Origin of the sequence: Streptosporangium sp. LJ11, assembly GCF_051918945.1 — a bacterium.
Lineage (GTDB): Bacteria > Actinomycetota > Actinomycetes > Streptosporangiales > Streptosporangiaceae > Streptosporangium.
Window position 1 is genome coordinate 93705 of sequence record NZ_JBPXMB010000014.1, and the last position, 23760, is coordinate 117464.

Below are 23760 nucleotides of genomic sequence, written 5' to 3' on the forward strand. Positions count from 1 at the left end.
CACCCGGACGGATTCACGCAACGCTTGTGCATCGACTGTGGTCCGGTGTCCGGTCAAGACCCCATACGCTGGCCGGAAGCTGTTAAGTTTTTCGCGGTTAGAGGCACGACCAGAGGTATGGCTTGAAGCATGTCTAGAGGCACGTCGGCATCGAAGGCAGCAAGGTGGTGACATCATGACGCGGGTGGTCGTGGTGGGCGATCTCATGACCGACGCGGTCGCGCGGGCTCGCTACCCGCTGGCCAGGGCCAGCGACACACCGGCGATCGTCACCATGCACGGCGGTGGTTCGGGTGCCAACATCGCCTCCTGGCTCGCCGTCGAGGGCACCGAGGTCGCCTTCATCGGGCGGCGCGGCGCCGACATCACGGGCCGTAACCGCGACATGGAGCTGATGGGCTACGGCGTCGACGCCCGCCTCGTCATGGATCCCGAGCGCCCGACCGGCACCTGCGTGGTGCTCGTCACCCACAAGGGCGAGCGCACCATGCTGTCCGACCCGGGCGCGAACGCGGCCCTGTCCCCCGAGGACCTGCCCCGTGACCTGTTCTCCCAGGGCGGGCACCTGCACCTGTCCGGCTACACCCTGATCAACGAGGGTTCCCGCGACGCCGGCATGGCCGCCCTGGAGATGGCCCGCCGCGCGGGGATGACCGTCTCGGTCGACTGCTCCTCCTCCGCCCCCCTGGAGCGCACCGGCGCCGAGCCCTTCCTCGAGTGGACGCAGAGCGCCAAGCTGCTGTTCGCCAACGCCGACCAGGCCAAGGTCCTCACCGGCCGCGACGACCCCGCCGCCGCCGCCAAGGTCCTCACCGCCTGGTTCCCCCAGGTCGTCGTGAAGCTCCGCGACGAGGGCGCGCTCTGGTACGCCAACAACCGCCCCGACCCGATCAGGGTTCCCGCCGAGTCCGTGGAGCGCGTGGTCGACGGCACCGGTGCCGGTGACGCCTTCACCGCCGGCTTCCTGCCCGCCTGGCTCGGCGGCAAGCCCCCTGCCGAGGCTCTCGCCTCCGGCTGCCACCTGGCCTCCCGGGCCATCTCGCACCTGGGCGCCCGCCCCCGCCTCTGACCGTCCCCGCCTGACCGCCCGCGCCGCTGGCCGCCCGTACCACTGCAGGCCACCGGTCCGCGCCGGGTGCGGTCCCGGGGTTTTCCCCGCTCTCCACGGTGATCCAATAATGTGGTGGGACCATGTTCGCGGCGACCCCCTGGAGTGACGCATGCCGGAGCCCCGCCCCCTGCGGCCGGGTGACCCGGAGCTGATCGGCCCGCACCGGCTGGTCGGATTCCTCGGTGAGGGCGGCCAGGGCGTGGTCTACCTGGCGCGCACCCCCGAGGGAGAGCGCGTCGCGCTCAAGGTGCTGCACGCCAGGCTCTCCGACGACGCGCATGCCAAGCGGCGCTTCCAGCGGGAGGCCGACGCCGCCCGGCGGGTCGCCCCGTTCTGCACCGCCCGGGTGCTGCAGGCCGACGCCACCGGCGACCGGCCGTACATTCTGAGCGAGTACGTCGACGGCGAGTCGCTGCAGCAGGTGGTGTCCAGGGAGGGGCCACGCGAGGAGTACGCGCTGGTCAGGCTGGCCGTCGCCACCGCCACCGCGCTGGCCGCGATCCACCGTGCCGGGATCGTGCACCGCGACCTCAAGCCCAGCAACGTCCTGCTCGGCCCCGACGGCCCCCGCGTCATCGACTTCGGCATCGCCAGAGCCCTGGACGCCGCGTACAGCCTGACCACGGACCTGGTCGGCACGCCCGCCTACATGGCGCCCGAGCAGTTCCACGAGCAGGAGGTCGGACCGGCGGGCGACGTGTTCGCCTGGGCCGGGACCATGGTGTTCGCGGCGACCGGGCAGCCCCCGTTCGGGCTGGGCAACCTGGCCGTGGTGATGCGCCGCATCCTCATCGCGGAACCGGACCTGTCCGGCGTGCCGGAGTCGCTGCGCCCGCTGCTGGGCGCGGCCCTCACCAAGGACCCCCGCTCCCGGCCCGGCTCGGCCGACGTGCTGGACATGCTGCTGAACGCGGCCGGTGGTCCCGAGCCGGTCTCCGGAACGTTCCCGCCCCCCGCGTCTCCCCCGCCACCCCGCGCGCCGGGAACGGCCCGCTCCTCCTCCGCGTTCCCGGCACCGGCTCCCCTGCCGGGCCGCGCGCCGGTCCCGGCCCGGTCCTCCGTCCCGTCCCCGGTACCGTCGGGGGCTCCGTCGGGGGCGCTGTCTCGGGCGCCTTCTCCCGCGACGCCTTCCACCGGGTTCTCCTCGCCGTCACCGGGCCGGCTCGCCCGGCTCGCCTGCACGGTGGGGCGCCGGCGGATCCTGCTCGCCGCCTCGGCCCTGGCGACCGCCTGCGTGCTGGGCGTCACCACCTGGCTGGTCCTGCCGTCCGGCGAGCCCGAAGCCGTCTCGCGGGTGACGCCGAAGCCGGCGCCGACCGGCTTCGACGCGGCCTCGGCCTCGGTCGTCAACCCCTCGGCACGCAGGGGCGGGACGATGCGGTTCGGCGCCGGCTTCGTCGCCGACTCCTTCGATCCGGGCAACACCTACTACCCGTCGCTGTGGAACGTCGCGCGGCTCTACGGACGCTCGCTGACGATGTACCGGCCCGTTCCCGGCGCCGGGAGCCGGGAACTCGTGGGCGACCTGGCGGAGGGCCCCGGCGTGCCCAGCGACGGGGGCAGGACGTGGACGTACCGGCTCAGGGAGGGCCTGAAGTACGAGAACGGCACGCCGATCGTCGCCGCGGACGTCAAGCACGCCGTGCTCCGCGCGATCGGCAAGGACACGCTCAGCCGGGGCCCGTACCACTTCGAGGAGCTGCTGAACCTGCCCTCGGGCTACCGGGGCTACTTCGCGTCGCCGAAGGCCGACACCGACGGGGCGATCCGGACCCCGGACGACCGGACCGTCGTGTTCCACCTCAGAAAGCCACACGGGGCGTTCGACCACGTCGCCCAGGTCCCCCAAACCATGCCGGTCCCCGAGGCGAAGGACACCGGCGCGGCGTACGAGAAGCACGTGCTCTCCTCGGGCCCCTACATGTTCGAGAGCGCGGAGCGGGGCAAGCGGCTCGTCCTGGTCCGCAACCCGCACTGGTCACCGGCGACCGACCCGAACCGCCGGGCGCTCCCCGACCGCTACGAGATCACCTTCGACATGGACCAGGACGCCGTCGACAAGGGCCTCGTCTCCGGCGACCTCGACCTGGACCTCGACTCGGGCGCGAGCGCGAAGCTGCCGGAGCGGATCGCGGCCGATCCCGCGCTCAGGGCGCGGGCCGACGCGCCCACGATCGGCTGGCTGCGGTACGTCGCGATCAACCCGCAGGTGCTGCCCTTCGACAACGTGGCCTGCCGCAGGGCCGTGTTCGCCGCGGCGGACCGGGAGGCCCTGCGCGACGCCTACGGCCGCGGCCTGCGCGCGGGCACGATCGCCACCGGGCTGCTCCCGCCGACCATCTCCGGGCACCGCCCGCTGAACCTGTACCAGACCGGCAAGGGCGACGTGGCCGCGGCTCGCGGGCAGCTGGCCGCGTGCGGGCGGCCCGGCGGCTTCGCGGCCACGATCGTCTTCCGGGCCGGACAGCCCGCCGAGCGGAAGGCCGCCGAGGCCCTGAAGGCGGCCCTGGGACGCGTCGGGATCCGGCTCACGCTCAGGGGCATGTCCCAGGCCGAGCACACCGCCCAGCACGGCGGCAGCCCCTCCTATCTGCGGAAGGAGAAGATCGGCCTCTCCATCCGGGCCTGGACCGCCGACTGGCCGGAGGGCGCCAGCTACCTGCCGTACCTGACCGACAGCCGGGAGATCCTGGAGGACGGCCTGTCGTTCAACGTGAGCGTGCGCCTGCCCGAGGCCGACCACCTCATCGACCAGGCCGGCGCCGAGCTCGACACCGGCCGGCGCGAGGAGCTGTGGGCGCGGGTCGACCGCACGGTCATGGAGCAGGCAGTCGTGCTGCCCGTCCAGTGGGACACCCGCGTCCTGCTCCGCGGCAAGCGCCTGACGAACGTGCACGTCAGCCACGCCTTCTCCGACTACGACTACGTCGATCTCGGCCTTTCCTGAGGGACGCGCCTTTCCTGGGGGACGTACCTTCTTGAGGCCTTGAGGCCTTCTTGAGGGCCGCGCCTTTCGTTGGGCCGCGCCTTCCCGGGAGCCCGCCGCCCCCTTCCAGGCGATTCCCGGCGGGCTCCCGACCGGCTTCTAGCTGGTGACCGCGAGGGCGAGGGGCAGCACGGCGGGGGCCCCGGCGTGGCGGAGCATGGCGGCTCCCAGCGTCATCGTCCAGCCGGTGTCGACCAGGTCGTCGACGAGCAGGACCGGGCCTCCGGCCCCGGCGACGGCCGGGCCCAGGGCGGCGGGCATGGCCAGGGTGCCCCTGATCGCCTGGACGCGCTGCGCGCTGTTGAACTGCCGTCCGGGCGGTCCCGACCGGTAACCGAGATCGCCCAGGTAGGACAGGCGCCCCACCTGGGCCAGCCGCTCGGCGAGGCTTCGGACGAGCTGGGGGCGGCTGCCCGAGGGCACCGCGACGACGCCGACCGGGCGCTGGGCCCACTCCCAGGACGACAGCACCTTGATCACGGCGGCGAAGACGTCGTCGGGGACCGGCCCGTCGGCGGCGCCGTCGGCGAGGAGGCCGCGCAGGCGGTTGCCCCAGCCGATGTCGGTGAGCCTGCCCAGCGCCCGGCCGGGCTCGGCGCCCAGCTCCGGCCTGATCCGTCCCTTGAGGTCGGCCAGCCCGGTCGGCCACTGCTTACGCGCCTCGACGTCCACCCCGGGCCGCTGGAGCCGGTCGGCGGCCGACCGTACGGCCTGCTCGTCCACCTCGGGCGAGCGATGGAGGCCGGTGCAGTTGTCACAGCGGCCGCAGGGGGAGGCGGTGTCGTCGTCGAGGCGGCGGCGCAGGAACTCCTCCCGGCAGCCGGTGGTGTCGAGGTATTCGAGCATGGCCCGCTGCTCGGCCTCGCGCTCGGCGGCGACCCTGGCGTAGCGCGGGGCGTCGTAGCCCCAGGGCTCGCCGGTGGACTCCCAGCCGCCCTTGACCCGGCGCACCGCGCCGTCGACGTCGAGGACCTTCAGCATGGTCTCCAGGCGGCTGCGGCTGAGGTCCACCCGGTTCTCCAGGGCGGCCGTGGACATCACGCCGCCCTCCTCCAGCGCGGCCAGCACGGAGCGCACGACGGGCTCGGGAGGGAAGGCGAGCGAGGCGAAGTAGGCCCAGATGTCGCGGTCCTCCGCGCCGGGCAGCAGGATCACCTCGGCCCGCTCGACCCCTCGGCCCGCACGGCCGACCTGCTGGTAGTAGGCCACCGGGGACTGGGGCGCGCCGACGTGCACCACGAAGCCGAGGTCGGGCTTGTCGTAGCCCATGCCGAGGGCGGAGGTCGCGACCAGTGCCTTGATCTTGTTGTCGAGCAGTGCCTGCTCGGCGGCGAGCCGCTCGGCCTGCTCGGTCTGCCCGGAGTAGGCGATCACCTCGTGGCCCTGCTCGCGCAGGTAGGCGGCGATCTCCTGGGCGGCGGCCACGGTGAGCGTGTAGACGATGCCGGAGCCGGGGAGCTCGTGCAGCGTGCGGGCGAGCCAGGCCAGGCGCTGCTCGGCGCCGCGCAGGCGCACGACCCCGAGATGGAGGCTGTCGCGCTCCAGCGCGCCGCGCAGCACGAGCGTCTCCTCGCCCATCTGCTCGGCGACGTCGCGGGTCACCCTGGCGTTGGCCGTGGCGGTGGTCGCGAGGATCGGCACACCCTCGGTGAGCTCCTCGAACAGCGTGCGCAGCCGCCGGTAGTCGGGGCGGAAGTCGTGGCCCCAGTCGGAGATGCAGTGTGCCTCGTCGACCACGATCAGGCCCGCGCTCTCGGCCAGCTCGGGCAGCACGTGGTCGCGGAAGTCGGGGTTGTTGAGCCGCTCGGGGCTGACGAGCAGCACGTCGACCTCGCCCTCGGCGACCTGGTTGTAGACCCGCTCCCACTCCTCGGGATTGGCCGAGTTGACCGTGACCGCGGTGATCCCGGCGCGCTCGGCGGCGGCGATCTGGTTGCGCATCAGGGCCAGCAGCGGCGACACGATGACGGTCGGCCCCTCGCCCAGCTCGCGCAGGAGCGCGGTGGCGATGAAGTAGACCGCCGACTTGCCCCAGCCGGTGCGCTGCACCACGAGCACCCGGCGCCGGTCCATGACCAGCGCCTTGATCGCCGCCCACTGGTCCTCGCGCAGCCGGGCGTGCTCCCCGGCGAGCGCCCGCAGCCGCTCCTCGGCCTCTTCGCGCAGCATCAGCTCTTCGCTCACCCGGTCATTGGTACCAGGTCTCGCCGACTGTTTTTCCCCGGTACGGCATACACGGGCGGCACTTGCCGTACCCGGGAGGGGAACGGCGCCCGGCGCGGGCCGTACCGGACGGGAGCCGAGAGGAGTGGTCGGCGGGCCTCCAGGCGCCCGACGGGCGCCCGATGAGTGCCCCACGGGTGCCCGATGAGTGCCCGGCGGGTGCGCGGCGGGACTCCGTGAGGCGCCGCCGGGGGGCCGCGGCCCGTTCCACCGGCGCCACCGGCACCCGCGACGCCGGGAGCTGGGGACCTGACGGGCTCCGAGCCGTGATTTGATGCATCCACTATGGACGTCACCACCTGGTACCTCGAACAGACCTCACGCTCGGACCTGCTGCCCGCCAAGCCGCCGTCGGTCGAGGTCGACGTCGTGCGCGCCGAGCTGCCCTCGCCCGAGTTCAACCGGTTCCTCCTCACGGCCGTCGGCGGAGACTGGCACTGGACCAACAAGCTGCCGTGGACCTGGAACGAGTGGGCGGACTGGCTGGCCGGCGGCGTGGAGACCTGGGTGGCCTACCACCGCGGCACCCCCGCGGGCTATGTCGAGCTCGTCCCCCAGGACGGCGGGACCGTCGAGATCGCCTCCTTCGGTCTCCTGGCGTGGGCGATCGGCAAGGGTATCGGCGGCCACCTCCTCGAGATCGGCGCGGCCAGGGCCTGGGACCTGGCCGACCGGCAGCCGGAGCGGGAGGCGACCCGGCGGGTGTGGCTGCACACCTGCTCCCTCGACAGCCCGGTGGCGCTCGCCAACTACAAGGCGCGCGGCTTCAGGGTCTACGACACCAGGGTGAACGTCCCCGGCGACGAGTACGAGGGTGAGACCCCCGGCCCCTGGCCGGGCGCGGGCCCCAGGACCCGAGACCTCCCCGGCACATCGGCCGCCCCGGGCACGGCGCCGTAGCGGCGGCGGCATCCACGGGCAGGCCGGGGAAGGCCCGGAAGTGTCGGATGGGCTGGGTATGGTATCGAGTCTCGGTATGATGCCCGGTCGCCCCCGTCACCGGCCTCCCACCGGACATCCCGGCCAAGGCTCCCCGGGGAGCCGGCACCAACGGTTGGACCACGAAGACAGAAGGAGGATGCGCCTCCCCTCGGCCTGACGGCCGGGGCGCGCGCGCAGGAAATCAGATGGCTCGACGGACGACCACACCCCCGACCGACGAGGGCTTCGAGGAGCGGATCGTCGACATCGACGTTTCCACCGAGATGCGCACCAGCTTCCTCGAATACGCATATTCGGTGATCTACCAGCGTGCGCTGCCGGACGCCAGGGACGGCCTCAAGCCGGTCCAGCGCCGCATCCTCTACTCGATGAGCGAGATGGGCCTGCGGCCCGACCGGGGCCACGTCAAGTCGTCGCGCGTCGTCGGCGACGTGATGGGCAAGCTCCACCCGCACGGCGACACCGCTATTTACGACGCGCTGGTCCGCATGGCCCAGCCGTTCTCGATGCGCCTGCCGCTCATCGACGGGCACGGCAACTTCGGCTCCCCCGACGACCTGCCCGCCGCGATGCGCTACACCGAGGCCCGGCTGGCCTCGGCGGCCATGGCCGTGGTCCAGTCGATCGACGAGGACACGGTCGACTTCAAGCCCAACTACGACGGCCAGGAGACCGAGCCCACGGTCATGCCGTCGGCCTTCCCCAACCTGCTGGTCAACGGTGCCACCGGCATCGCGGTCGGGATGGCCACCAACATGGCGCCGCACAACCTCGTCGAGGTCGTCGCCGCCGCCCGTCATCTGATCAAGAAGCCCGACGCGACGCTCGACGACCTGATGCGGTTCGTCCCCGGCCCCGACCTGCCCACCGGCGGCACGATCATCGGCCTCGACGGCATCCGCGACGCGTACGCCAAGGGCCGGGGCACCTTCCGGATGCGCGCCAAGTGCGCCGTCGAGCAGGTCAGCCCCCGCCGCAAGGGCATCGTCGTCACCGAGCTGCCCTTCAACGTCGGTCCCGAGCGCGTGGTCACCAAGATCAGGGAGCTGGTCACCGCCAAGAAGCTCCAGGGCATCTCCGACCTCAAGGACCTCAGCGACCGGCACAAGGGCCTGAGCCTGGTCATCGAGATCAAGAACGGCTTCATCCCCGAGGCCGTGCTGGAGGAGCTCTACCGGCTCACGCCGATGGAGGAGACCTTCGGCATCAACAACGTCGCCCTGGTCGACGGCGAGCCGCGCACGCTGGGCCTGCGCGAGCTGCTCCAGGTCTACGTCGACCACCGCATCGACGTGGTCCGCCGCCGCTCCCTGTACCGCCGGCGCAGGCGCGAGGAGCGGCTGCACCTCGTCGAGGGCCTCATCGTCGCCCTGCTCAACATCGACGAGGTCATCCAGGTCATCCGCTCCTCCGACAACTCCGCCCAGGCCCGCGAGCGCCTGACGGAGGTCTTCGAGCTGTCGGAGACCCAGGCCAACTACATCCTCGACACCCCGCTGCGCCGCCTGACCCGCTACGACAAGCTGGAGCTCGACCGCGAGAGCCAGACCCTGCGCGACGAGATCGCCGAGCTGACCGCGATCCTGTCCTCCGACGACAGGCTCCGCAAGGTCGTCTCCGACGAGCTCGCCCAGGTCTCCAAGACCTTCGGCACCCCGCGCCGCACGGTGCTGCTGGAGTCCTCGGGGGTCACGAGGAACGTCTCGGCCCCCCTGGAGGTGGCCGACGACCCCTGCCTGGTGCTGTTCTCCTCCACCGGCCTGCTGGCCCGCACCTTCGATGCCTCGCCGCTGGCCGGCGACGGTGACCGCTCGTCCCACGACGTGCTGGTCTCCGCCGTGCGGAGCACGGTCAGGGGCGAGGTGGGCGTGGTCACCAACCAGGGGCGGATGATCCGGGTCCAGGTGGTCGACCTGCCCACACTGCCCCGCTCGGCCAACCCGCCGTCGCTGTCCGGGGGCCACCCGGTCGCGGAGTACGTCACCTTCAACCCGGGCGAGACGGTCGTCGGCATCGGCTCGCTCGATCCCGACGGGCCTGGCCTGGCGCTGGGCACGGCGCAGGGGGTGGTCAAGCGGGTCGTTCCCGACTACCCGGCCAACCGCGACGACTTCGAGGTGATCACCCTCAAGGACGGCGACACGGTGGTGGGCGCGGTGGAGCTGGAGAGCGAGGACCACGATCTCGTCTTCATCACCTCCGAGGCCCAGCTGCTGCGCTACTCCGCCTCCGTCGTCCGCCCGCAGGGCCGTCCCGCGGGCGGCATGGCCGGTGTACGGCTGGACGGCGATGCCGTGGTGATCTGGTTCGGCGCGGTCGATCCGGCCCGCGAGTCGCAGGTCGTGACCATCGCCGGTTCCTCGACGGCACTGCCCGGCACCCAGATCGGCGGCGCCAAGATCTCCGACTTCGCCGAATATCCGCCGAAGGGCCGGGGCACCGGCGGGGTCCGCGTCCAGCGGTTCCTCAAGGGCGAGGACGTCCTGCTGCTCGCCTGGGCGGGTCCCGGACCGGCCCGCGCGGTCTCTGCCGTCGGCAAGCCCGTGCCCCTGCCCGAGGAGCTGGGCCGCCGTGACGGCTCCGGCGTACGGCTCACCCACACCGTCGCGGCCGTGGGCGGCGCCCTCGGCGCCGGAGGCGGCGAGGAGGGCTCAGCGGCGGCTCCCGCCCCCGAGGAGTGACCACCCGCCCGCGACGAGGCCCCGGGAGCCCCGCCAGAACGGCGGAGACTCCCGGGGCCTCGCGCGGCGAACCCTCGCGGGCTCCGAGATCACGGAAGACGGCAGGCGGGCCGTGAGGGCCTCCGTGAGGCTTCCGGCCCTGAGGCCCCCGCGCACGCGGAGCGACATGCACGGGGACGGCCGGTCGGCCGCGACGCCGGGAGCGCGCCGGACGCCCGGATCGGCCCGGAGGCCCTGAGATCACTCAGGAGGGTCAGTCGACGCACAGGCAGAACGGGTGCCCGGCGGGGTCGAGAAAGACCCGGAAACCCTCGTTCTCGCCCGGCTGGTACGGGTGTTTGGACGCGCCCAGCGCCAGCGCCTCCTTCTCGGCCTCGTCGAGGTTCTCGACCGTCAGATCGAGGTGGAACTGCTGGGACCGCTCGGTGGTGGGCCACTCCGGCGGCCGGTAGTCGTGGACCAGCTGGAAGCAGAGGCGTCCGGGCCTGCCCCCGGTGACCACCACCCATTCGTCCTCGACGCTGGCGATCTGCCAGCCCAGGAGCGCGCTGTAGAAGTCGGCCAGTTGCTTGGGGTCCGGACAATCGAGAACGATCGACCTCAGCTGCGCGATTCCCATGCTTCCTCCCAGACTCGGCACCGACGAAGATCCTATGGCGGTGTCACCGGGAGCCTCAACGGCCGCCGTACCGATCAGCCAGGGGCACGCGGGGCGCCCCGGCCCGGTGCCATGGCCACGGTCCAGGTCCGCCTTTCCCCGGCGGACGGACTGAAACCCGGGCTCTCAGGTGAGCACGCCCTGGAGCGCGAACCGGATCGCCATCAGCAGTTGCCAGGGCTCACCCGACTCCCAGAAGCGGACGACCCGGGCGACCCGGTCCGTCGGCTCGAACTCACCGGTCCCCTGGGGGCCGAAACACCCCGCCTCAGCGAGAACGGCCACGAACGGGTCGTCGTCCCTGAGCGACCGCGTGTAGACCGCCGCGTCGAGCAGGGCCAGCGCCGAGCGCGCGTTGCGGCCCCCGTCCCTGACCTCGACCCGGTCCAGCTTCCGCCTGCCCTGGTCACGAAGATAGTCGGCCAGCGATTCGGTCCTGCTCATCAGCCTCTCCACACTTCCGGACGTTGGGTGACGACATCATGACCGAGAGTGAGAGGCGACGACGGGATCTTGGTGAAGTCGTCACCAGGTGCGCCCCCGGCAACGTTCCGGAAACGGGCATGAAGCATCATTAGTCCGTTGATTGCGCCGACCGAAGGGTGCGCACGTGAGTGCTTTTGACGACCTGCTGACCGCCAACGAGGAGTTCTCCGCCACGTTCACCAACGCCGGACTGACCGGCAGGGCCGCCCGCGGCCTCGCCCTGGTCACCTGCATGGACTCGCGGATCGATCCGCTGGGGCTCTTCGGCCTGAAGCCGGGCGACGCCAAGATCCTCCGGAACGCCGGGGCCCGGGTCACCGACGACGTCCTGCGCACGCTCGTCCTGGCGGTCAACCTGCTGGGCGTGGAGCGGGTGCTGGTCATGCCGCACACCGACTGCGGCATGACCAAGGTCACCGACGACGAGGTGCACGCGATCGCCGCCCGGCGCGGCGTCGACACCCGCAGCCTGGACTTCCACACCGTCCCCGACCAGGACGCGGCGCTCCGCCATGATCTCGTACGGATCAGGACGAGCCCGTTCCTGCCCGTCGGCATGCCGGTCGGCGGGGCCATCTACGACGTGCGCACCGGCAAGCTGGTGCCGGTCGAGATCTGAACCTCGTGACCTGAACCTTGTGATCCGGTCCTCGTGATCCGGTCCCGGCAGGGGCCGGATCACGGTTTCACGATCGGCCGTGCTCGCCGGCGTTCGAAGGCGCCGGGCGGGGCGAACGACTCACGGGCACGCCCGATCGGCCGATCGGTGCCGCGGAGCTCGCCGTCAGCCGTCCCCGCCGGGGAATCACCCGGCGGGGACGGTCACGGTCACGCGTCGATGTGGTCGCGGTCGATCTCGGCCGCGCTGCTCACGATGAACTCCCGGCGAGGGGCCACGTCGCTGCCCATCAGGAGGGCGAAGATGCGCTCGGCCTCCTCGATGTCCTCGATGCGAACCCGGCGCAGGGTGCGGTGCCGAGGCTCCATGGTCGTCTCGGCCAGCTGGTCGGCGTCCATCTCACCCAGGCCCTTGTAGCGCTGGATCGGGTCCTTCCAGCGCTTGCCCCGGCGCTCCAGGTCGCGCAGCACCCGCTGCAGCTCGGCGTCGGAGTAGCAGTAGACGTACTTTCCGTGACCGCGCGTGGGGTTGATGACCTCGATGCGGTGCAGCGGCGGCACGGCGGCGAAGACCCGTCCGGCCTCGACCATCGGCTTCATGTAGCGGTGGAACAGGGTCAGCAGGAGGCAGCGGATGTGCGCCCCGTCGACGTCGGCGTCGGCCATCAGGATGACCTTGCCGTAGCGGGCGGCCTCGATGTCGAAGGAGCGGCCGGAACCCGCGCCGATGACCTGGATGATCGCGGCGCACTCGGCGTTCTTGAGCATGTCGGCGACGGACGCCTTCTGCACGTTCAGGATCTTGCCCCGGATCGGCAGCAGCGCCTGGAACTCCGAGTTGCGGGCCGCGCGGGCGGTGCCCAGCGCCGAGTCGCCCTCGACGATGAACAGCTCGCTGCGGTCGACCTCGTCGCTGCGGCAGTCGACCAGCTTGGCGGGGAGCGCCGAGTTCTCCAGGGCGGTCTTGCGACGCTGGTTGTCGCGGTGCTCCCGGGCGGCGATGCGGGCCTTGGCCGCCGCGACGATCTTCTCCAGGACCGCGCGGAGCTGCGCCTTGGCGTTGCGCGGCGGGTTGGCGAGCAGCTCCTTGAGCTCCCGCGAGACGACGTGGGCGACGATCCTGGAGGCCGCAGAGGTGCCCAGGACCTCCTTCGTCTGGCCCTCGAACTGCGGCTCGGGCACCCGGACGGTCACCACGGCGGTGAGACCCTCCATGATGTCCTCGCGGGTCACCGGGGCGTCGCCGTTCTTGAGCAGGCGGGTCTCGCGCAACTGCTCGTTCAGGGTGCGGACGAGGGCGCGCTCGAAACCGTTGACGTGGGTGCCGCCCTTGGGGGTGGCGATCACGTTGACGAAGGAGCGGACGGTGCTGTCGTAGCCCTTGCCCCAGCGCACCGCCACGTCGACGGTGAGCTCCCGCTGGACCTCGGTCGGGGTCATGTGCCCCAGGTCGTCGAGGACCGGGACGGTCTCGTGGAAGTGGCCGACGCCCTGCAGGCGCAGCACGTCGCAGACGGCCTCGTCGCGGGCGAGGAACTCGGTGAACTCCGAGATGCCGCCGTCGAAGTGGAACTCCTCCTCGACGGCCTCCTCGCCGCGGCTGTCGCGCACGGCCAGGGTCAGGCCGGGGACCAGGAACGCGGTCTGGCGGAGGCGGACGTGGATCTCGTCGAGGGAGACCTCGGCCTCGGGAAGGAAGATCTGGTGGTCGACCCAGAAGCGCACGCGGGTGCCGGTGACGTTCTTCGCCACGGCGCCGCCGTCGCGCAGCCCGGACTTCTTCTTGAACTTGGCCTTGGGGCCGTCGCCGTCGAAGACACCGGGAACGCCCCTGCGGAAGCTGATCTCGTGGATCCGGCCGTCGCGGTCGACCTCGACGTCCAGCCGCGAGGACAGGGCGTTGACGACGGAGGCGCCGACGCCGTGCAGGCCGCCCGAGGCGCCGTAGGAGCCGCCGCCGAACTTCCCGCCCGCGTGGAGCTTGGTGTAGACGAGCTCCACGCCCGCCAGACCGCTCTTGGGCTCGACGTCGACCGGGATGCCCCGGCCGTCGTCGCGGACCTCGATGGAGCCGTCGGGGTGAAGCTCGACCTCGATGCGGCTGCAGTAACCGGCCAGGGCCTCGTCGACCCCGTTGTCCACGATCTCCCACAGGCAGTGCATGAGACCGCGGCTGTCGGTCGACCCGATGTACATGCCTGGACGCTTGCGGACGGCTTCCAGACCCTCCAGCACCGACAGGTGGCGGGCCGTATAACCCGTCTCCGCGCTAACTGCGGTCACGCCCACTCCCACTCTGTCGAACACGTGTGCGCAGCTTACCGTTCTTCCCACCACGACGCGTACAAGCTTGCCATCCGGTGGGCACAGGTGTTACATCCGGCGTGATCATCGTTACTTTCGGACACTTTCCGCTCTGGGCGTAGCAGGGGGTCGGTTGGGAACGTTCGTATCGGGTTAGATGTTCTCTCAAGTGACTGACGCCAGATCCTCCACCTCAGGGGATGACCTGAAAGGCGATACGTGACTGGAACCCTCGCCCCCGCCAAGCAGCTCACAGCTGCTGACCGCTGTGACCGGTGCGGCGCCCAGGCTTACATCCGCGCGACCCTGCCCGTAGGTGGGGAGCTGCTGTTCTGCGCCCACCACGGGCGGCAGCACGTGGCCGTGCTGAGAGACAAGGGCGCCAACATCCAGGACGAGTCCGCTCGTCTCAGCGACGCCCCGGCAACGGCAGGCAACGACGAACGATAACCAGACGAATGGAGCCATCATCGGACCCGATAGTGATATCGGCCCGCCACCGTGAAGCCCTGCCGCTCGTAGAGCGCCCTGGCAGCGGTGTTCGACTCCACCACGACTAAATATGCCCGCTGTGTGCCCTGCGCCCGCGCATGCGAGAGCAGGGCACGCAACATCTTCCGTCCATGACCCCGGCGCCGCGCGTGCGGCAGTACGGCCATGGAGTAGATCCCGAACCACTCCCCCTGGACCACGCCCCGTCCCACGGCCTCACGGCCGAGCGAGGCGTATACGGCGGGCACGCCGGTGAGGATCCGCGCGGCCGTCACCAGGCCGTCGCCACCGAACCTCCCGTCCACGCTCCACCAGGCGTCCAGCCACGCCTGCGAGGGCGCCTCAGCGAGCTCGACCCTCTCCCCGGTCCCTTCGTGCTCTCCGGCCTCCCACGAGCCTCCGGGCTCCTCAGGCGGCCCGTCCCCGGGCGCGAGGCGCGCCGTCATGATCAGTGTGGGGTCCACCACCCGGTAGCCGCGCGCCCGCAGCGACGCGTCCAGGCCGGGCGTGGCGCCGCGCCCCACCGAGAAGACACAGGGCAGGCCCCGGTCGGCGTAGAACTTCTCGGCTCTCTCGATGCCCGTTCGAAGATCCTCCGGCTCGCCCAGCGGCAGCACGGAGTTGGCCCGCTTGGTCACCCCGTCCGCGGCGCGCAGCGTCCAGCCTCCGGCGTCCACCCGCTGGATCGCCGGCCAGGCCTGGTCGACCAGCCGGTCGAAGACCTCATCGATCATGCTGAAGGATCCTAACTCCCCGATCGCCCCACTACGCTCGGCGACTGTGCTGATTCTGCTGCCTCCGTCCGAGGGGAAGGCCGCGCGGGGCGACGGCCCGGCCCTCGACCTGCCCGGGCTGAGCTTTCCCGCTCTCGGCTCGCCCAGGGAGACCGTCCTGGACGCGCTCACCGAGCTGTGCCGGGACCCTGCCGCGCGGGACACCCTCGGCCTGTCGCCGGGACAGGCCGGTGAGGTCGGCAGGAACCTGCTCCTGCGGACCGCGCCGACGCTGGCCGCGGCCGACCTGTACACCGGCGTGCTCTACGACAACCTCGGCCTGGCCTCGCTGTCCCCCGAGGCGGCGGCGCGGGCCTCGGAGAGCCTGCTGATCTTCTCCGGCCTCTGGGGCCTGCTGCGGATCGGCGACCGCGTGCCGCCGTACCGGCTGTCGATGGGGGTGCGGCTGCCGCCGCTCGGCGGCCTGGGCGCCTTCTGGCGCCGGTCGGTCACGCCGCTGCTCGACGCCGAGCCGGGCCTGGTCGTGGACCTGCGCTCCAGCACGTACGCGGCGGCGTGGCAGCCGGGCGGGCGGGCGGTGGCGGTACGGGTGCTCAGGGACGGGAAGGTGGTCAGCCACATGGCCAAGGCCACCCGCGGTGTGATCGCCCGCTCCCTGCTCGAGGGGGGCCTCGATCCGGGGAGCCCCGAGGAGCTCGCCAAGGTTCTGGATCACCTGGGCCACTCCGTCACCCTCGGCGCGCCGCCCGCGGGGAAACGGCCGTGGACACTCGACGTCATGGTGTGATCCTCCGCGGGCGCGCCGGGGACGCGCCGGGGACGGGATCCGGCGTGTCCCGCCGCGCCTGAGGACCCCGGCCGGGTTCACGCCGCGACGAGGTGGAGCCGCCCGCAGGCCCGCTGGAACTGCTGGGCGGGATCTCCGAGGTAGGACCACGGCAACCGGCTGACCCTGCCTCCCGTCCGCATCAGGTGCCCGCGCGCGGGCCGCCGCAGGTCGGCTAGGTAGAAGGCGGCCCCGAACAGGTTGTGCGCCTCGACCGACCGGGGATGGCCGTCCCGGCCCGGCCAGCGACCCGAGTGCGAGACGACCTCGCGCAGCGCCTCGTCGGAGAACCAGCCGCCGCGCGACATCGGCGACCGCTCGGCGGCCACCCGCTCGAAGTGGGCCAACGGCATCAGGGACGCCATCGGATCCCCGTCCGGCGCCCGCGAGACGGCCTGCCTGGCGAACGCCAGCATCTCCTGGGCACTGCCGCCCCAGGCGGGGGACAGCATCATGAGCCGGGCCACGTTGGCCGGGAACAGCGTCGGATAACGGCGAACGGCCTCGTACCAGACCGCGTCCTTCTCCTGGCGCGGCCGGTCGAGACCGAGGTAGAGCCACATGATCGACTCCCAGGGCACCGGATCGGACGGCTCGAGCGACGCCGCGGTGAAAAGCGGCCCCCTGGCCGACTCCATCGCCTCCTGGAACGCCTGCACACGCCGCGCCTGCACGGCCCGCGCCCTGACATCCGGCTTGATCGTCCAGGCTTCCTCGATGCGGGTGCGCCCGAGCCAGAGCCAGAGGTCGGGATTGGCCCGGTCGCGGGCCGCCAGCGCCTCTATGGCACGGCTGTGGCCGACGGCCGCCCTGGCCAGCGCCTCGACCCTGAGCGCGCGCCTCTCCGGATCGCCGCGGGCCGCGCCGATCGTGATCGGACCGGCCTCGAACGCCTTCCGGCGGACCGCGGCGACCGCGTCGTCGAGCATCGCGTCCGCCCACGGACGATCGACGATCACCCGCAGCCCCCGGGCGCGAATCCTGTCAGCCTCGGCCACACCCATGAGGCGGCAGCCTAGAAGCCCGTTTCACCCGACGTGCTACCGACCCGTTACACCGGCGTTAACGACAACGGGTCCGCACCGTACGGTGCGGACCCGTCGCCAGGAAGGCTCAGTCGAGATAGTCGCGCAGCACCTGCGACCGGGACGGGTGGCGGAGCTTGGACATCGTCTTGGACTCGATCTGCCGGATGCGCTCGCGCGTCACCCCGTAGACCTTGCCGATCTCGTCCAGCGTCTTCGGCTGACCGTCGGTCAGGCCGAAACGCATCGAGACCACGCCCGCCTCGCGCTCGGACAGCGTGTCCAGAACGGAGTGGAGCTGCTCCTGCAGAAGCGTGAAACTGACCGCGTCCGCGGGAACGATGGCCTCGGAGTCCTCGATGAGGTCACCGAACTCGCTGTCCCCCTCCTCACCCAGCGGGGTGTGCAGGGAGATCGGCTCGCGACCGTACTTCTGGACCTCGACGACCTTCTCGGGGGTCATGTCGAGCTCGCGCGCCAGCTCCTCCGGGGTGGGCTCGCGGCCCAGGTCCTGGAGCATCTGCCGCTGGACGCGGGCCAGCTTGTTGATCACTTCGACCATGTGGACCGGGATGCGGATGGTCCGCGCCTGGTCGGCCATGGCACGGGTGATCGCCTGCCGGATCCACCACGTGGCGTAGGTGGAGAACTTGTAGCCCTTGGTGTAGTCGAACTTCTCGACCGCGCGGATCAGGCCCAGGTTGCCCTCCTGGATCAGGTCCAGGAAGAGCATGCCACGCCCCGTGTAGCGCTTGGCCAGCGAGACCACGAGGCGGAGGTTGGCCTCCAGCAGGTGGTTCTTGGCCCGGCGGCCGTCCTCGGCGATCCACTCCAGCTCGGCGCGGACGTCGACCGGGAGCTTCTCGCCGTCGGTGCCGAGCTGCTCCTCGGCGAACAGGCCGGCCTCGATGCGCTTGGCGAGCTCGACCTCCTGCTCGGCGTTGAGCAGCGGAACCTTGCCGATCTGCTTGAGGTAGTCCTTGACCGGGTCCGCGGTGGCACCGGCGGCGGCGACCTGGGGAACCGGGGCGTCATCGTCGTCGTCGGTGAGGATGAGGACCTCGTCCTCGTTCACCTCGACGGCCTCGACCTTGGGCTCCTCCTCGGCCTCGGCCTCCACCTCGACCTCGGCTTCGACCTCCACCTCCACCTCGACCTCGGCCACGGTCTCCAGGTCGAAGTCCTCGATCTCGACGTCCTCGAGGTCGATGACCTCGTCGTCGTCACCGGTGACCGGCTTCGGCGCGGACGCCGGAGCAGGGCCTCCGGCCTCGGACCCGGCCTTCTTCGGCGGCGGGGCGGGAACCGGCTTCTTGGCGGCCGGGGCGACCTTCTTGGCCGGGGCCGCCTTGGCAGGGGCCGCCGGCTTCTTGGCCGCGGTCGCGGCGGACTCGGAGCCGCTGACGACCGCGGTGACGGTCTCCGGCTGCTCCTTGGCCGCCGCGGCGGTCTTGGTCTTCTTGACGGCGGCGGGCGCGGCCGGGGCAGTGCGGCGCTTGGCGGGAGTGCGGGGCTTCTTGGGAGCCGCGGAGTCCTCGGCGGTCAGCCGTACTGTGATGCCCTCTTTGCTGAGGCTTCGCAGGATTCCAGCGACCTGCGCCATCGGAATGTCCGCTTCCTCGACGGCCTTGCGGACATCCTCGGACTCGAGGAACCCCTGCGAGCGCCCCCGCTCCATCAGCTGCTGAATGACGGGCTCGTTCAGCTCGGATGGCTTCGAGCGAGTCGAACTTGCAGGCGACACGAACACCTCTCGAAGGAAAGCGTGACGAGAATGGACCCAGATGCCCAACTAGGGGCAGTTTTACCTCTAGTTGTGATTAACGAGGCCGCGCGAACCGCGACGTACCTGTCCAGCATTGTGGCATGACACCGTGATCCATACGGCCGCCTCCTGGCGGTTGCCCTCCACCCTAGGCCGACCAAGAGAGTAGTGCGTACGGAAGCGAGGCACCGATACCCGAAAGCAACCGTTATGACTGTTTCATTCAGTCACTCTTCGTGGCGAGGGGAACGTGGATCGCGAGCACCGTGACGTCGTCATCCTGCTCATACCCGGACAGCATGCGATCGACAAGAAAATCTAGCAACATGTGGGGGCTTCCCACCACTTCGGCCGGCGCTTCGGTCACAACAGAGCAAAGATCGGCAAGTCCGGCATCGAGCCCACGCTTCCGGTTCTCCACCAGACCGTCCGAATACAGGACAGCGGTGTGGCCCGGCGGGACGCAGAACCTGAACTGCCGGCGGCTCGTGGGCCAGCCCAGCGGGGTGCCGGGCTCACCGTCGCACAGCAACGGCCGGCACGCCCTGCGGGGAGACCAGCAGGGGCGGCGGGTGGCCGGCGAGCGCCAGCGTGCCCTCTCCGGTTCCCGGCTCGACGACCATGTAGGCGAGGGTCGTGACCTGCTCCTCCTCCTCGGTGGCCTCGAAGACCCTGTCGAGGCCGGTGAGCACCGCCGCGGGCGGCGGGTTGGTCAGCGCCAGGGCCCGCATGGCGTTGCGGATACGGCCCATCCCGGCCGCGGCCTTGACGCCCTTGCCCATGACGTCGCCGACCACCGCCGCGACCCGGCCGTCCTGGAGCACGAACGCGTCGTACCAGTCGCCGCCGACCTGCACGTGGCGGCTTCCCGAACGGAACCGCTGGGCGAGGACCAGGCCCCGGACCACCGGCAGGCGGTCGGGCAGCAGGCTGCGCTGGAGCGTCTCGGCCGTGCGGTGCTCGCGCTCGAACAGGGTGGCCCGCTCCACGGCGAGGGCGCACTGCCCCGCGAGAGCCTCCAGGAACACCCCGTCCTCCTGGGAGATCTTCTGCGGGCGGGTGAAGGAGAACCTCAGCGCGCCGAGCGCGCGACCGGCGGCCAGCAGCGGCAGGCCCACCCAGGCCCGCTCGTCGCTGTGGGCGATGAATCCGGTGATGGCCTCGTTGTCGCCGCCCGCGTCGACCAGCTGGGACCGCAGGCTCTCCGGCGACTCGGCGAAGACCGGGCGCCGGCTGTTGACCGCCATGGTCATCACGCTGGAGTGCGACAGCGGGATCTCCTCCCCGGGCGCACCGGGGACGTCGGGGATGCCGCCGCTGTTGACCAGCTTCAGCGCGGCCCGGTCGACGTCGAGCAGCGCCACGGCCGAGCGGTCGGCCGCCAGCGCCGTACGGCCCACGTCGATGATGACCTGGACCACCTGCTCGACGGTGAGCGCCTCGGCGAGCATCGCCGTGGCGCCCTGCAGGCGCGCGGTCCGCAGGGCCGCGGCGCCGAGCTGGTCGGTCAGGCGGCCGCGCATCTCCTCGGCCTCGCGCTGCGGGGTGACGTCGGTGTTGGCGCCCACCCACTCGACGACCCGGTTGTGCCGGATGATCGGGACGGCGCGCACCTCGAAGTGCCGGTAGCCGCTGGCCCGGGTGCGGACCCGGTAGCTCCACTCGAACATGATCCGGCCGCGCAGCGCCTCGCGCCACGCCTCCTCCGTGTGCGGGCGGTCGTCGGGGTGGACGGCCTCCAGCCAGCCGTGGGTGAGGTATTCCTCGAGCCCCTGGCCGGTGATGGCCCGCCACTGCGGCGCGTCCTCCTCCACGACGCCGTTGGGAGCGGTGATCCACACGAGCTGGGACTGGGCCTCGACCAGCGAGCGGTAGCGCTCCTCGCTGCGCCTGAGGTCCTCCTCGACCTGCCTGCTGTCGGTGATGTCGACGCCGACCAGGCAGATCGCGCGGAGCGTGCCCTTGTCGTCGTGGATCGGGGAGAAGGTCAGCGACCAGTGGTGGGTCTGCCCGTCGGCGGTGCGCACGCGGATCCGCTGGTCGCCCTCGACCTCGGCCCCCGCGACGATGCCGCGCACCGAACCCTCGATCAGGGCGGTCAGGTCGGCGGAGAGCAACTCGCCGGGGGCCCGGCCGACCAGGCGCTCGGCGGGCAGGCCGACCACGTCGGCGAAGACCTCGTCGACGCGCTCGAAGCGGCCGTCGGGGTCGAAGAACGCGAAGGCGAACGGCGACTGCGACAGCAGGCCCTGCAGCAGGCCGGAGTCTGAGATGTCCACACCCGACTCCCGGGGACGGGGCACGGAGGTTTCGGCGCTCATGGTCGGCACCTCCGTCGCGTGCCAGGGTCTCCCACGAGGCACATCTCCAAACTTGCGAATTGGCGTAGCGCGGCTCCGGGGGACCGGATCCTGGAGTACATCATCGGCGATGGGCAGGTGCGGACGGAAGCCCCGCCCAGGATGCGGTCCGCGCACCCCGGGAACACCGCCGCTCCGATCACCGGAACCCTCGCACCGGCGCGAGGGGGCTCCCGCACGAGCGCCGACCGGCCGGCGTTGTGCCTCCGAACGTTTGCGGCCAGGACCATAGCAGGATCGGGCCGGACCGTCCCGGCAACTGCCCACCTCATCTCCGTCGGGCTTGCAGGCGAGATCAGGCTACTGACTCGCCGTCAATTCGGCTCCCTGTTCGGGGACACTCACTTACTCCGCTGTTGCAGGATTCAGTCAAGACACGGGGCCAGCTTTCCATATCACGGCGCCGAGGGTTGACACTCCCGAGATAAGTTGTGGAATGAAAACGCACGTCCTCGCCGACACATCCGGGGGATGCCCCCGGGAAACTCCGGAGGAATGCGACATCCATGCCCGTTCTCACCACCCGCTTCGCCGGGCCTTCCCCGACCTTCGCCGCGTCCTCGACGCCCGCCGCGTCCTCGACGTCCTCGACGTCCTCGGCGCCCGCAGCGCCCGCAGCGCCCTCGACGGTCCTCCACGAGCCGGTGACCTCTCACCTGGCCGCCGAGTTCCTGACGGTTCCCGTCGACACCGTCGACAGATGCGTGGCCGACGTCTGCGCCTGTGCCGAGCATCTCGGCATCGAGGCGACGGCCGAGGTCGTCGAGCGCGTCGCCCGCGAGCATTTGCTCGCCCTCGTCAACTCCGCGCCGCCGCCCCGCGGTCCCCGGTAGCATCGGGAGCACCCGGCCGTCTTCTACGCACCGTTTGGACCGGGAATGCGAGAAGGTTGGGACGTGAGCGAGGGAAGCGAGCGGGCCAATCGACGCGGCGGCGTCCGCGCTGGGCTCGCGCGCCCGACGGGGGAGGCTGCTTGAGCCGGCGACATCGTCGAGACCTTAGGGAGAGCCAGTCCCCCGAGGCGGTCTTCTCCGAGATGTTGCTCGCCGCTCGCGAGCTGCTGGCCGTACGCAGCCCGCTGGACGCCGAGCTCATGGTCTCCGACATGGTCGGAGCCTGGTGGGGGCGCCGGCTGCGACGCGGGGACGCCGAGCAGGTCCTCGGCGAGGGCCTGGTCGACTACGCGGCCAAGGCCGGCTCGCCCGCCGCGCTCACCCTACTGATCGCGCTGGCCTATCTCGGCACGGCCCGCCAGGCCGCCAAGGCGGAGGGCGCCGCGCTGGCGCTCATGGAGCGCGGCGTGGCCAGGCCCCGCTGGGCCGACCGGCTGGGCGTGGTCAAGACGAACGGCTGCTTCGTCTCCCGCGACGCGTACGGCGACCAGGACACCGTCGTGTGCACCTTCGGCTACCGGGGTGCCGACAGCGTCGAGGACCGGCACGCGCTGGTGGTGATCGTCGACTACAACATGCGCGGCATCGCCCGCGACGCCTGGGTCTCCTCGCACGTCGACAAGCTGCTGGAGCAGGCCAGGGCCGAGGCCGAGGGCAACCCGATGCTCAGGTTCGGGGAGATCGAGCCGCAGCAGGCCAGGGCGCTGCTCGAATCGGCCATGAAGGCCACCGCCGAGTACGGCCAGCGCAGGACGTCCGCGCCGGTCAGCGACAGCTACAGCGCCTACCACGCCTTCGCCAGGTCCCGGATCAAGGCGCTGCCGCCCGGCAGGAAGCGGCCGGCCCCGCTGCACAGCGAGGCCCCCTACAGCCGCGACCGCCGGGCGATGCTGGCGGCCGAGTTCCTCTCCTCGGACGCGGCCGAACACCTGTCCGACCCCTCGGCGGCCTCCCGGTGCGCCGACCACATCATCGACTACGGCTGCGACCAGGATTTCGGCCGCCCACTCCGGGTGAGCCCGACCAAGTGCGAGACGTTCCTCCTCGACTGGCTGCCGCGCAAGGTGATGCTCACCACCGCCGAGCAGGAGGCGGTGCCGCACGTGCTGGGCGCGTGGGCGCGGTTCGCCGCCGGCCGGACCGGCCTGCCCGACGAGGGGCTGCGGGCCACGCTCGACGCGGTCTGGGAGGCGACCGGCAAGTTCGCGGAGTCCTACCGCGACCCGACGACCTTCGGGCTCGACCGCGACCTGCTCGACCGGCTGCTGCCGGACGGCGACCTGTCGGCACTGGCCAGACGGGTGTTCGCGTTCCCTTTCCTGCAGGGCACGCACGGCGAGATCAAGCTCAGCCTGCTCAACCCGGCCGACGACACCGACCGGCGGATCCTGCTGGGCATCGACCACGCCGGTGAGCTCGACCGGCGCGACTACGACGAGCACCTCGCCTGGCACGAGGAGATCGCCGCCCGGCTCTGGGAGGGCGACCCGCCGCAGCTCTGGGAGGCGGCGCAGCGGCTGCTGGATCTGGGCCACGACCGGCACGACGTGCTGCACGTGCTGATCGAGATCGCCGAGCGCATCGGGGACGACCCCGAGGAACTGGCCATCGCCCTCGATGACATCGCGGACATTCCCGACGAACCTCCGGTGTAGG

The 23760-nt window shown here is 71.5% G+C and carries 18 protein-coding genes; 9 read left to right on the plus strand and 9 right to left on the minus strand.

Annotated elements, in window-relative coordinates; genetic code table 11:
- Positions 1–175 precede the first annotated feature (175 nt).
- Together ACTOQ3_RS21455 and ACTOQ3_RS21460 are read left to right on the plus strand one after the other, a co-directional pair.
- Positions 176–1069, plus strand: coding sequence for a carbohydrate kinase family protein (locus tag ACTOQ3_RS21455; protein WP_440085125.1), 894 nt, complete (start codon positions 176–178; stop codon positions 1067–1069).
- A gap of 151 nt (positions 1070–1220) precedes the next feature.
- Positions 1221–4058, plus strand: coding sequence for an ABC transporter substrate-binding protein (locus ACTOQ3_RS21460; RefSeq protein ID WP_440085126.1), 2838 nt, complete (start codon positions 1221–1223; stop codon positions 4056–4058).
- Between the two features lie 138 nt (positions 4059–4196).
- Here ACTOQ3_RS21460 and ACTOQ3_RS21465 read toward each other — a convergent pair whose 3' ends face one another.
- Positions 4197–6266, minus strand: coding sequence for a RecQ family ATP-dependent DNA helicase (locus ACTOQ3_RS21465; protein ID WP_440085234.1), 2070 nt, complete (start codon positions 6264–6266; stop codon positions 4197–4199).
- Positions 6267–6605: 339 nt separating this feature from the next.
- On the opposite strand from ACTOQ3_RS21465, the gene ACTOQ3_RS21470 reads away from it, so the two are divergent.
- Both ACTOQ3_RS21470 and ACTOQ3_RS21475 read left to right on the plus strand, forming a co-directional pair.
- Entirely contained in the window at positions 6606–7220 is a 615-nt protein-coding gene (locus ACTOQ3_RS21470) for a GNAT family N-acetyltransferase (protein WP_440085127.1), read from the plus strand.
- A gap of 227 nt (positions 7221–7447) precedes the next feature.
- Positions 7448–9943: a DNA gyrase/topoisomerase IV subunit A gene (locus ACTOQ3_RS21475; protein ID WP_440085128.1), complete on the plus strand. Its 2496-nt coding sequence runs from the start codon at positions 7448–7450 to the stop codon at positions 9941–9943.
- 253 nt (positions 9944–10196) lie between these two features.
- Here ACTOQ3_RS21475 and ACTOQ3_RS21480 read toward each other — a convergent pair whose 3' ends face one another.
- Both ACTOQ3_RS21480 and ACTOQ3_RS21485 read right to left on the minus strand, forming a co-directional pair.
- On the minus strand, positions 10197–10562 hold the full coding sequence (locus ACTOQ3_RS21480) for a VOC family protein (protein WP_440085129.1): 366 nt from the start codon (positions 10560–10562) through the stop codon (positions 10197–10199).
- Positions 10563–10727: 165 nt separating this feature from the next.
- Positions 10728–11045, minus strand: coding sequence for a hypothetical protein (locus tag ACTOQ3_RS21485; protein WP_440085130.1), 318 nt, complete (start codon positions 11043–11045; stop codon positions 10728–10730).
- A 166-nt stretch (positions 11046–11211) separates the two neighbouring features.
- On the opposite strand from ACTOQ3_RS21485, the gene ACTOQ3_RS21490 reads away from it, so the two are divergent.
- A complete protein-coding gene (locus ACTOQ3_RS21490; protein ID WP_440085131.1) occupies positions 11212–11706 on the plus strand; it encodes a beta-class carbonic anhydrase in 495 nt (164 codons plus the stop codon).
- A gap of 209 nt (positions 11707–11915) precedes the next feature.
- Here the strand turns inward: ACTOQ3_RS21490 and ACTOQ3_RS21495 are convergent, their stop codons facing one another.
- Entirely contained in the window at positions 11916–13988 is a 2073-nt protein-coding gene (locus tag ACTOQ3_RS21495) for a DNA gyrase/topoisomerase IV subunit B (RefSeq protein ID WP_440085132.1), read from the minus strand.
- Positions 13989–14228: 240 nt separating this feature from the next.
- On the opposite strand from ACTOQ3_RS21495, the gene ACTOQ3_RS21500 reads away from it, so the two are divergent.
- Positions 14229–14459 (plus strand): DUF7455 domain-containing protein, encoded by a 231-nt coding sequence (locus tag ACTOQ3_RS21500; protein ID WP_030920243.1) that lies wholly within the window; start codon positions 14229–14231, stop codon positions 14457–14459.
- A gap of 17 nt (positions 14460–14476) precedes the next feature.
- Here the strand turns inward: ACTOQ3_RS21500 and ACTOQ3_RS21505 are convergent, their stop codons facing one another.
- Positions 14477–15235 (minus strand): GNAT family N-acetyltransferase, encoded by a 759-nt coding sequence (locus ACTOQ3_RS21505; protein WP_440085133.1) that lies wholly within the window; start codon positions 15233–15235, stop codon positions 14477–14479.
- 46 nt (positions 15236–15281) lie between these two features.
- On the opposite strand from ACTOQ3_RS21505, the gene ACTOQ3_RS21510 reads away from it, so the two are divergent.
- Positions 15282–16022 (plus strand): YaaA family protein, encoded by a 741-nt coding sequence (locus ACTOQ3_RS21510; RefSeq protein WP_440085134.1) that lies wholly within the window; start codon positions 15282–15284, stop codon positions 16020–16022.
- Positions 16023–16099: 77 nt separating this feature from the next.
- Here the strand turns inward: ACTOQ3_RS21510 and ACTOQ3_RS21515 are convergent, their stop codons facing one another.
- The 4 genes from ACTOQ3_RS21515 to ACTOQ3_RS21530 all read right to left on the minus strand — a co-directional run bounded on the left by ACTOQ3_RS21515 (position 16100) and on the right by ACTOQ3_RS21530 (position 21172).
- Positions 16100–17065, minus strand: coding sequence for a hypothetical protein (locus ACTOQ3_RS21515; protein ID WP_440085135.1), 966 nt, complete (start codon positions 17063–17065; stop codon positions 16100–16102).
- Positions 17066–17174: 109 nt separating this feature from the next.
- Complete coding sequence (locus tag ACTOQ3_RS21520; RefSeq protein ID WP_440085136.1) at positions 17175–18830, minus strand: RNA polymerase sigma factor; 1656 nt, start codon at positions 18828–18830, stop codon at positions 17175–17177.
- A 244-nt stretch (positions 18831–19074) separates the two neighbouring features.
- Positions 19075–19383, minus strand: a complete 309-nt coding sequence (locus tag ACTOQ3_RS21525) for a SpoIIE family protein phosphatase (RefSeq protein ID WP_440085137.1) — start codon at positions 19381–19383, stop codon at positions 19075–19077.
- Positions 19367–21172, minus strand: coding sequence for a SpoIIE family protein phosphatase (locus ACTOQ3_RS21530; protein WP_440085138.1), 1806 nt, complete (start codon positions 21170–21172; stop codon positions 19367–19369). Before ACTOQ3_RS21530 ends, ACTOQ3_RS21525 begins: the two co-directional genes overlap by 17 nt.
- Positions 21173–21717: 545 nt before the next feature.
- On the opposite strand from ACTOQ3_RS21530, the gene ACTOQ3_RS21535 reads away from it, so the two are divergent.
- Positions 21718–22044 carry a hypothetical protein gene (locus ACTOQ3_RS21535; protein WP_440085139.1) on the plus strand — a complete coding sequence of 109 codons (327 nt, stop codon included), beginning with the start codon at positions 21718–21720 and terminating at the stop codon, positions 22042–22044.
- Between the two features lie 203 nt (positions 22045–22247).
- Positions 22248–23759 carry a hypothetical protein gene (locus tag ACTOQ3_RS21540; RefSeq protein ID WP_440064782.1) on the plus strand — a complete coding sequence of 504 codons (1512 nt, stop codon included), beginning with the start codon at positions 22248–22250 and terminating at the stop codon, positions 23757–23759.
- The last annotated feature ends 1 nt before the right edge of the window (position 23760 follow it).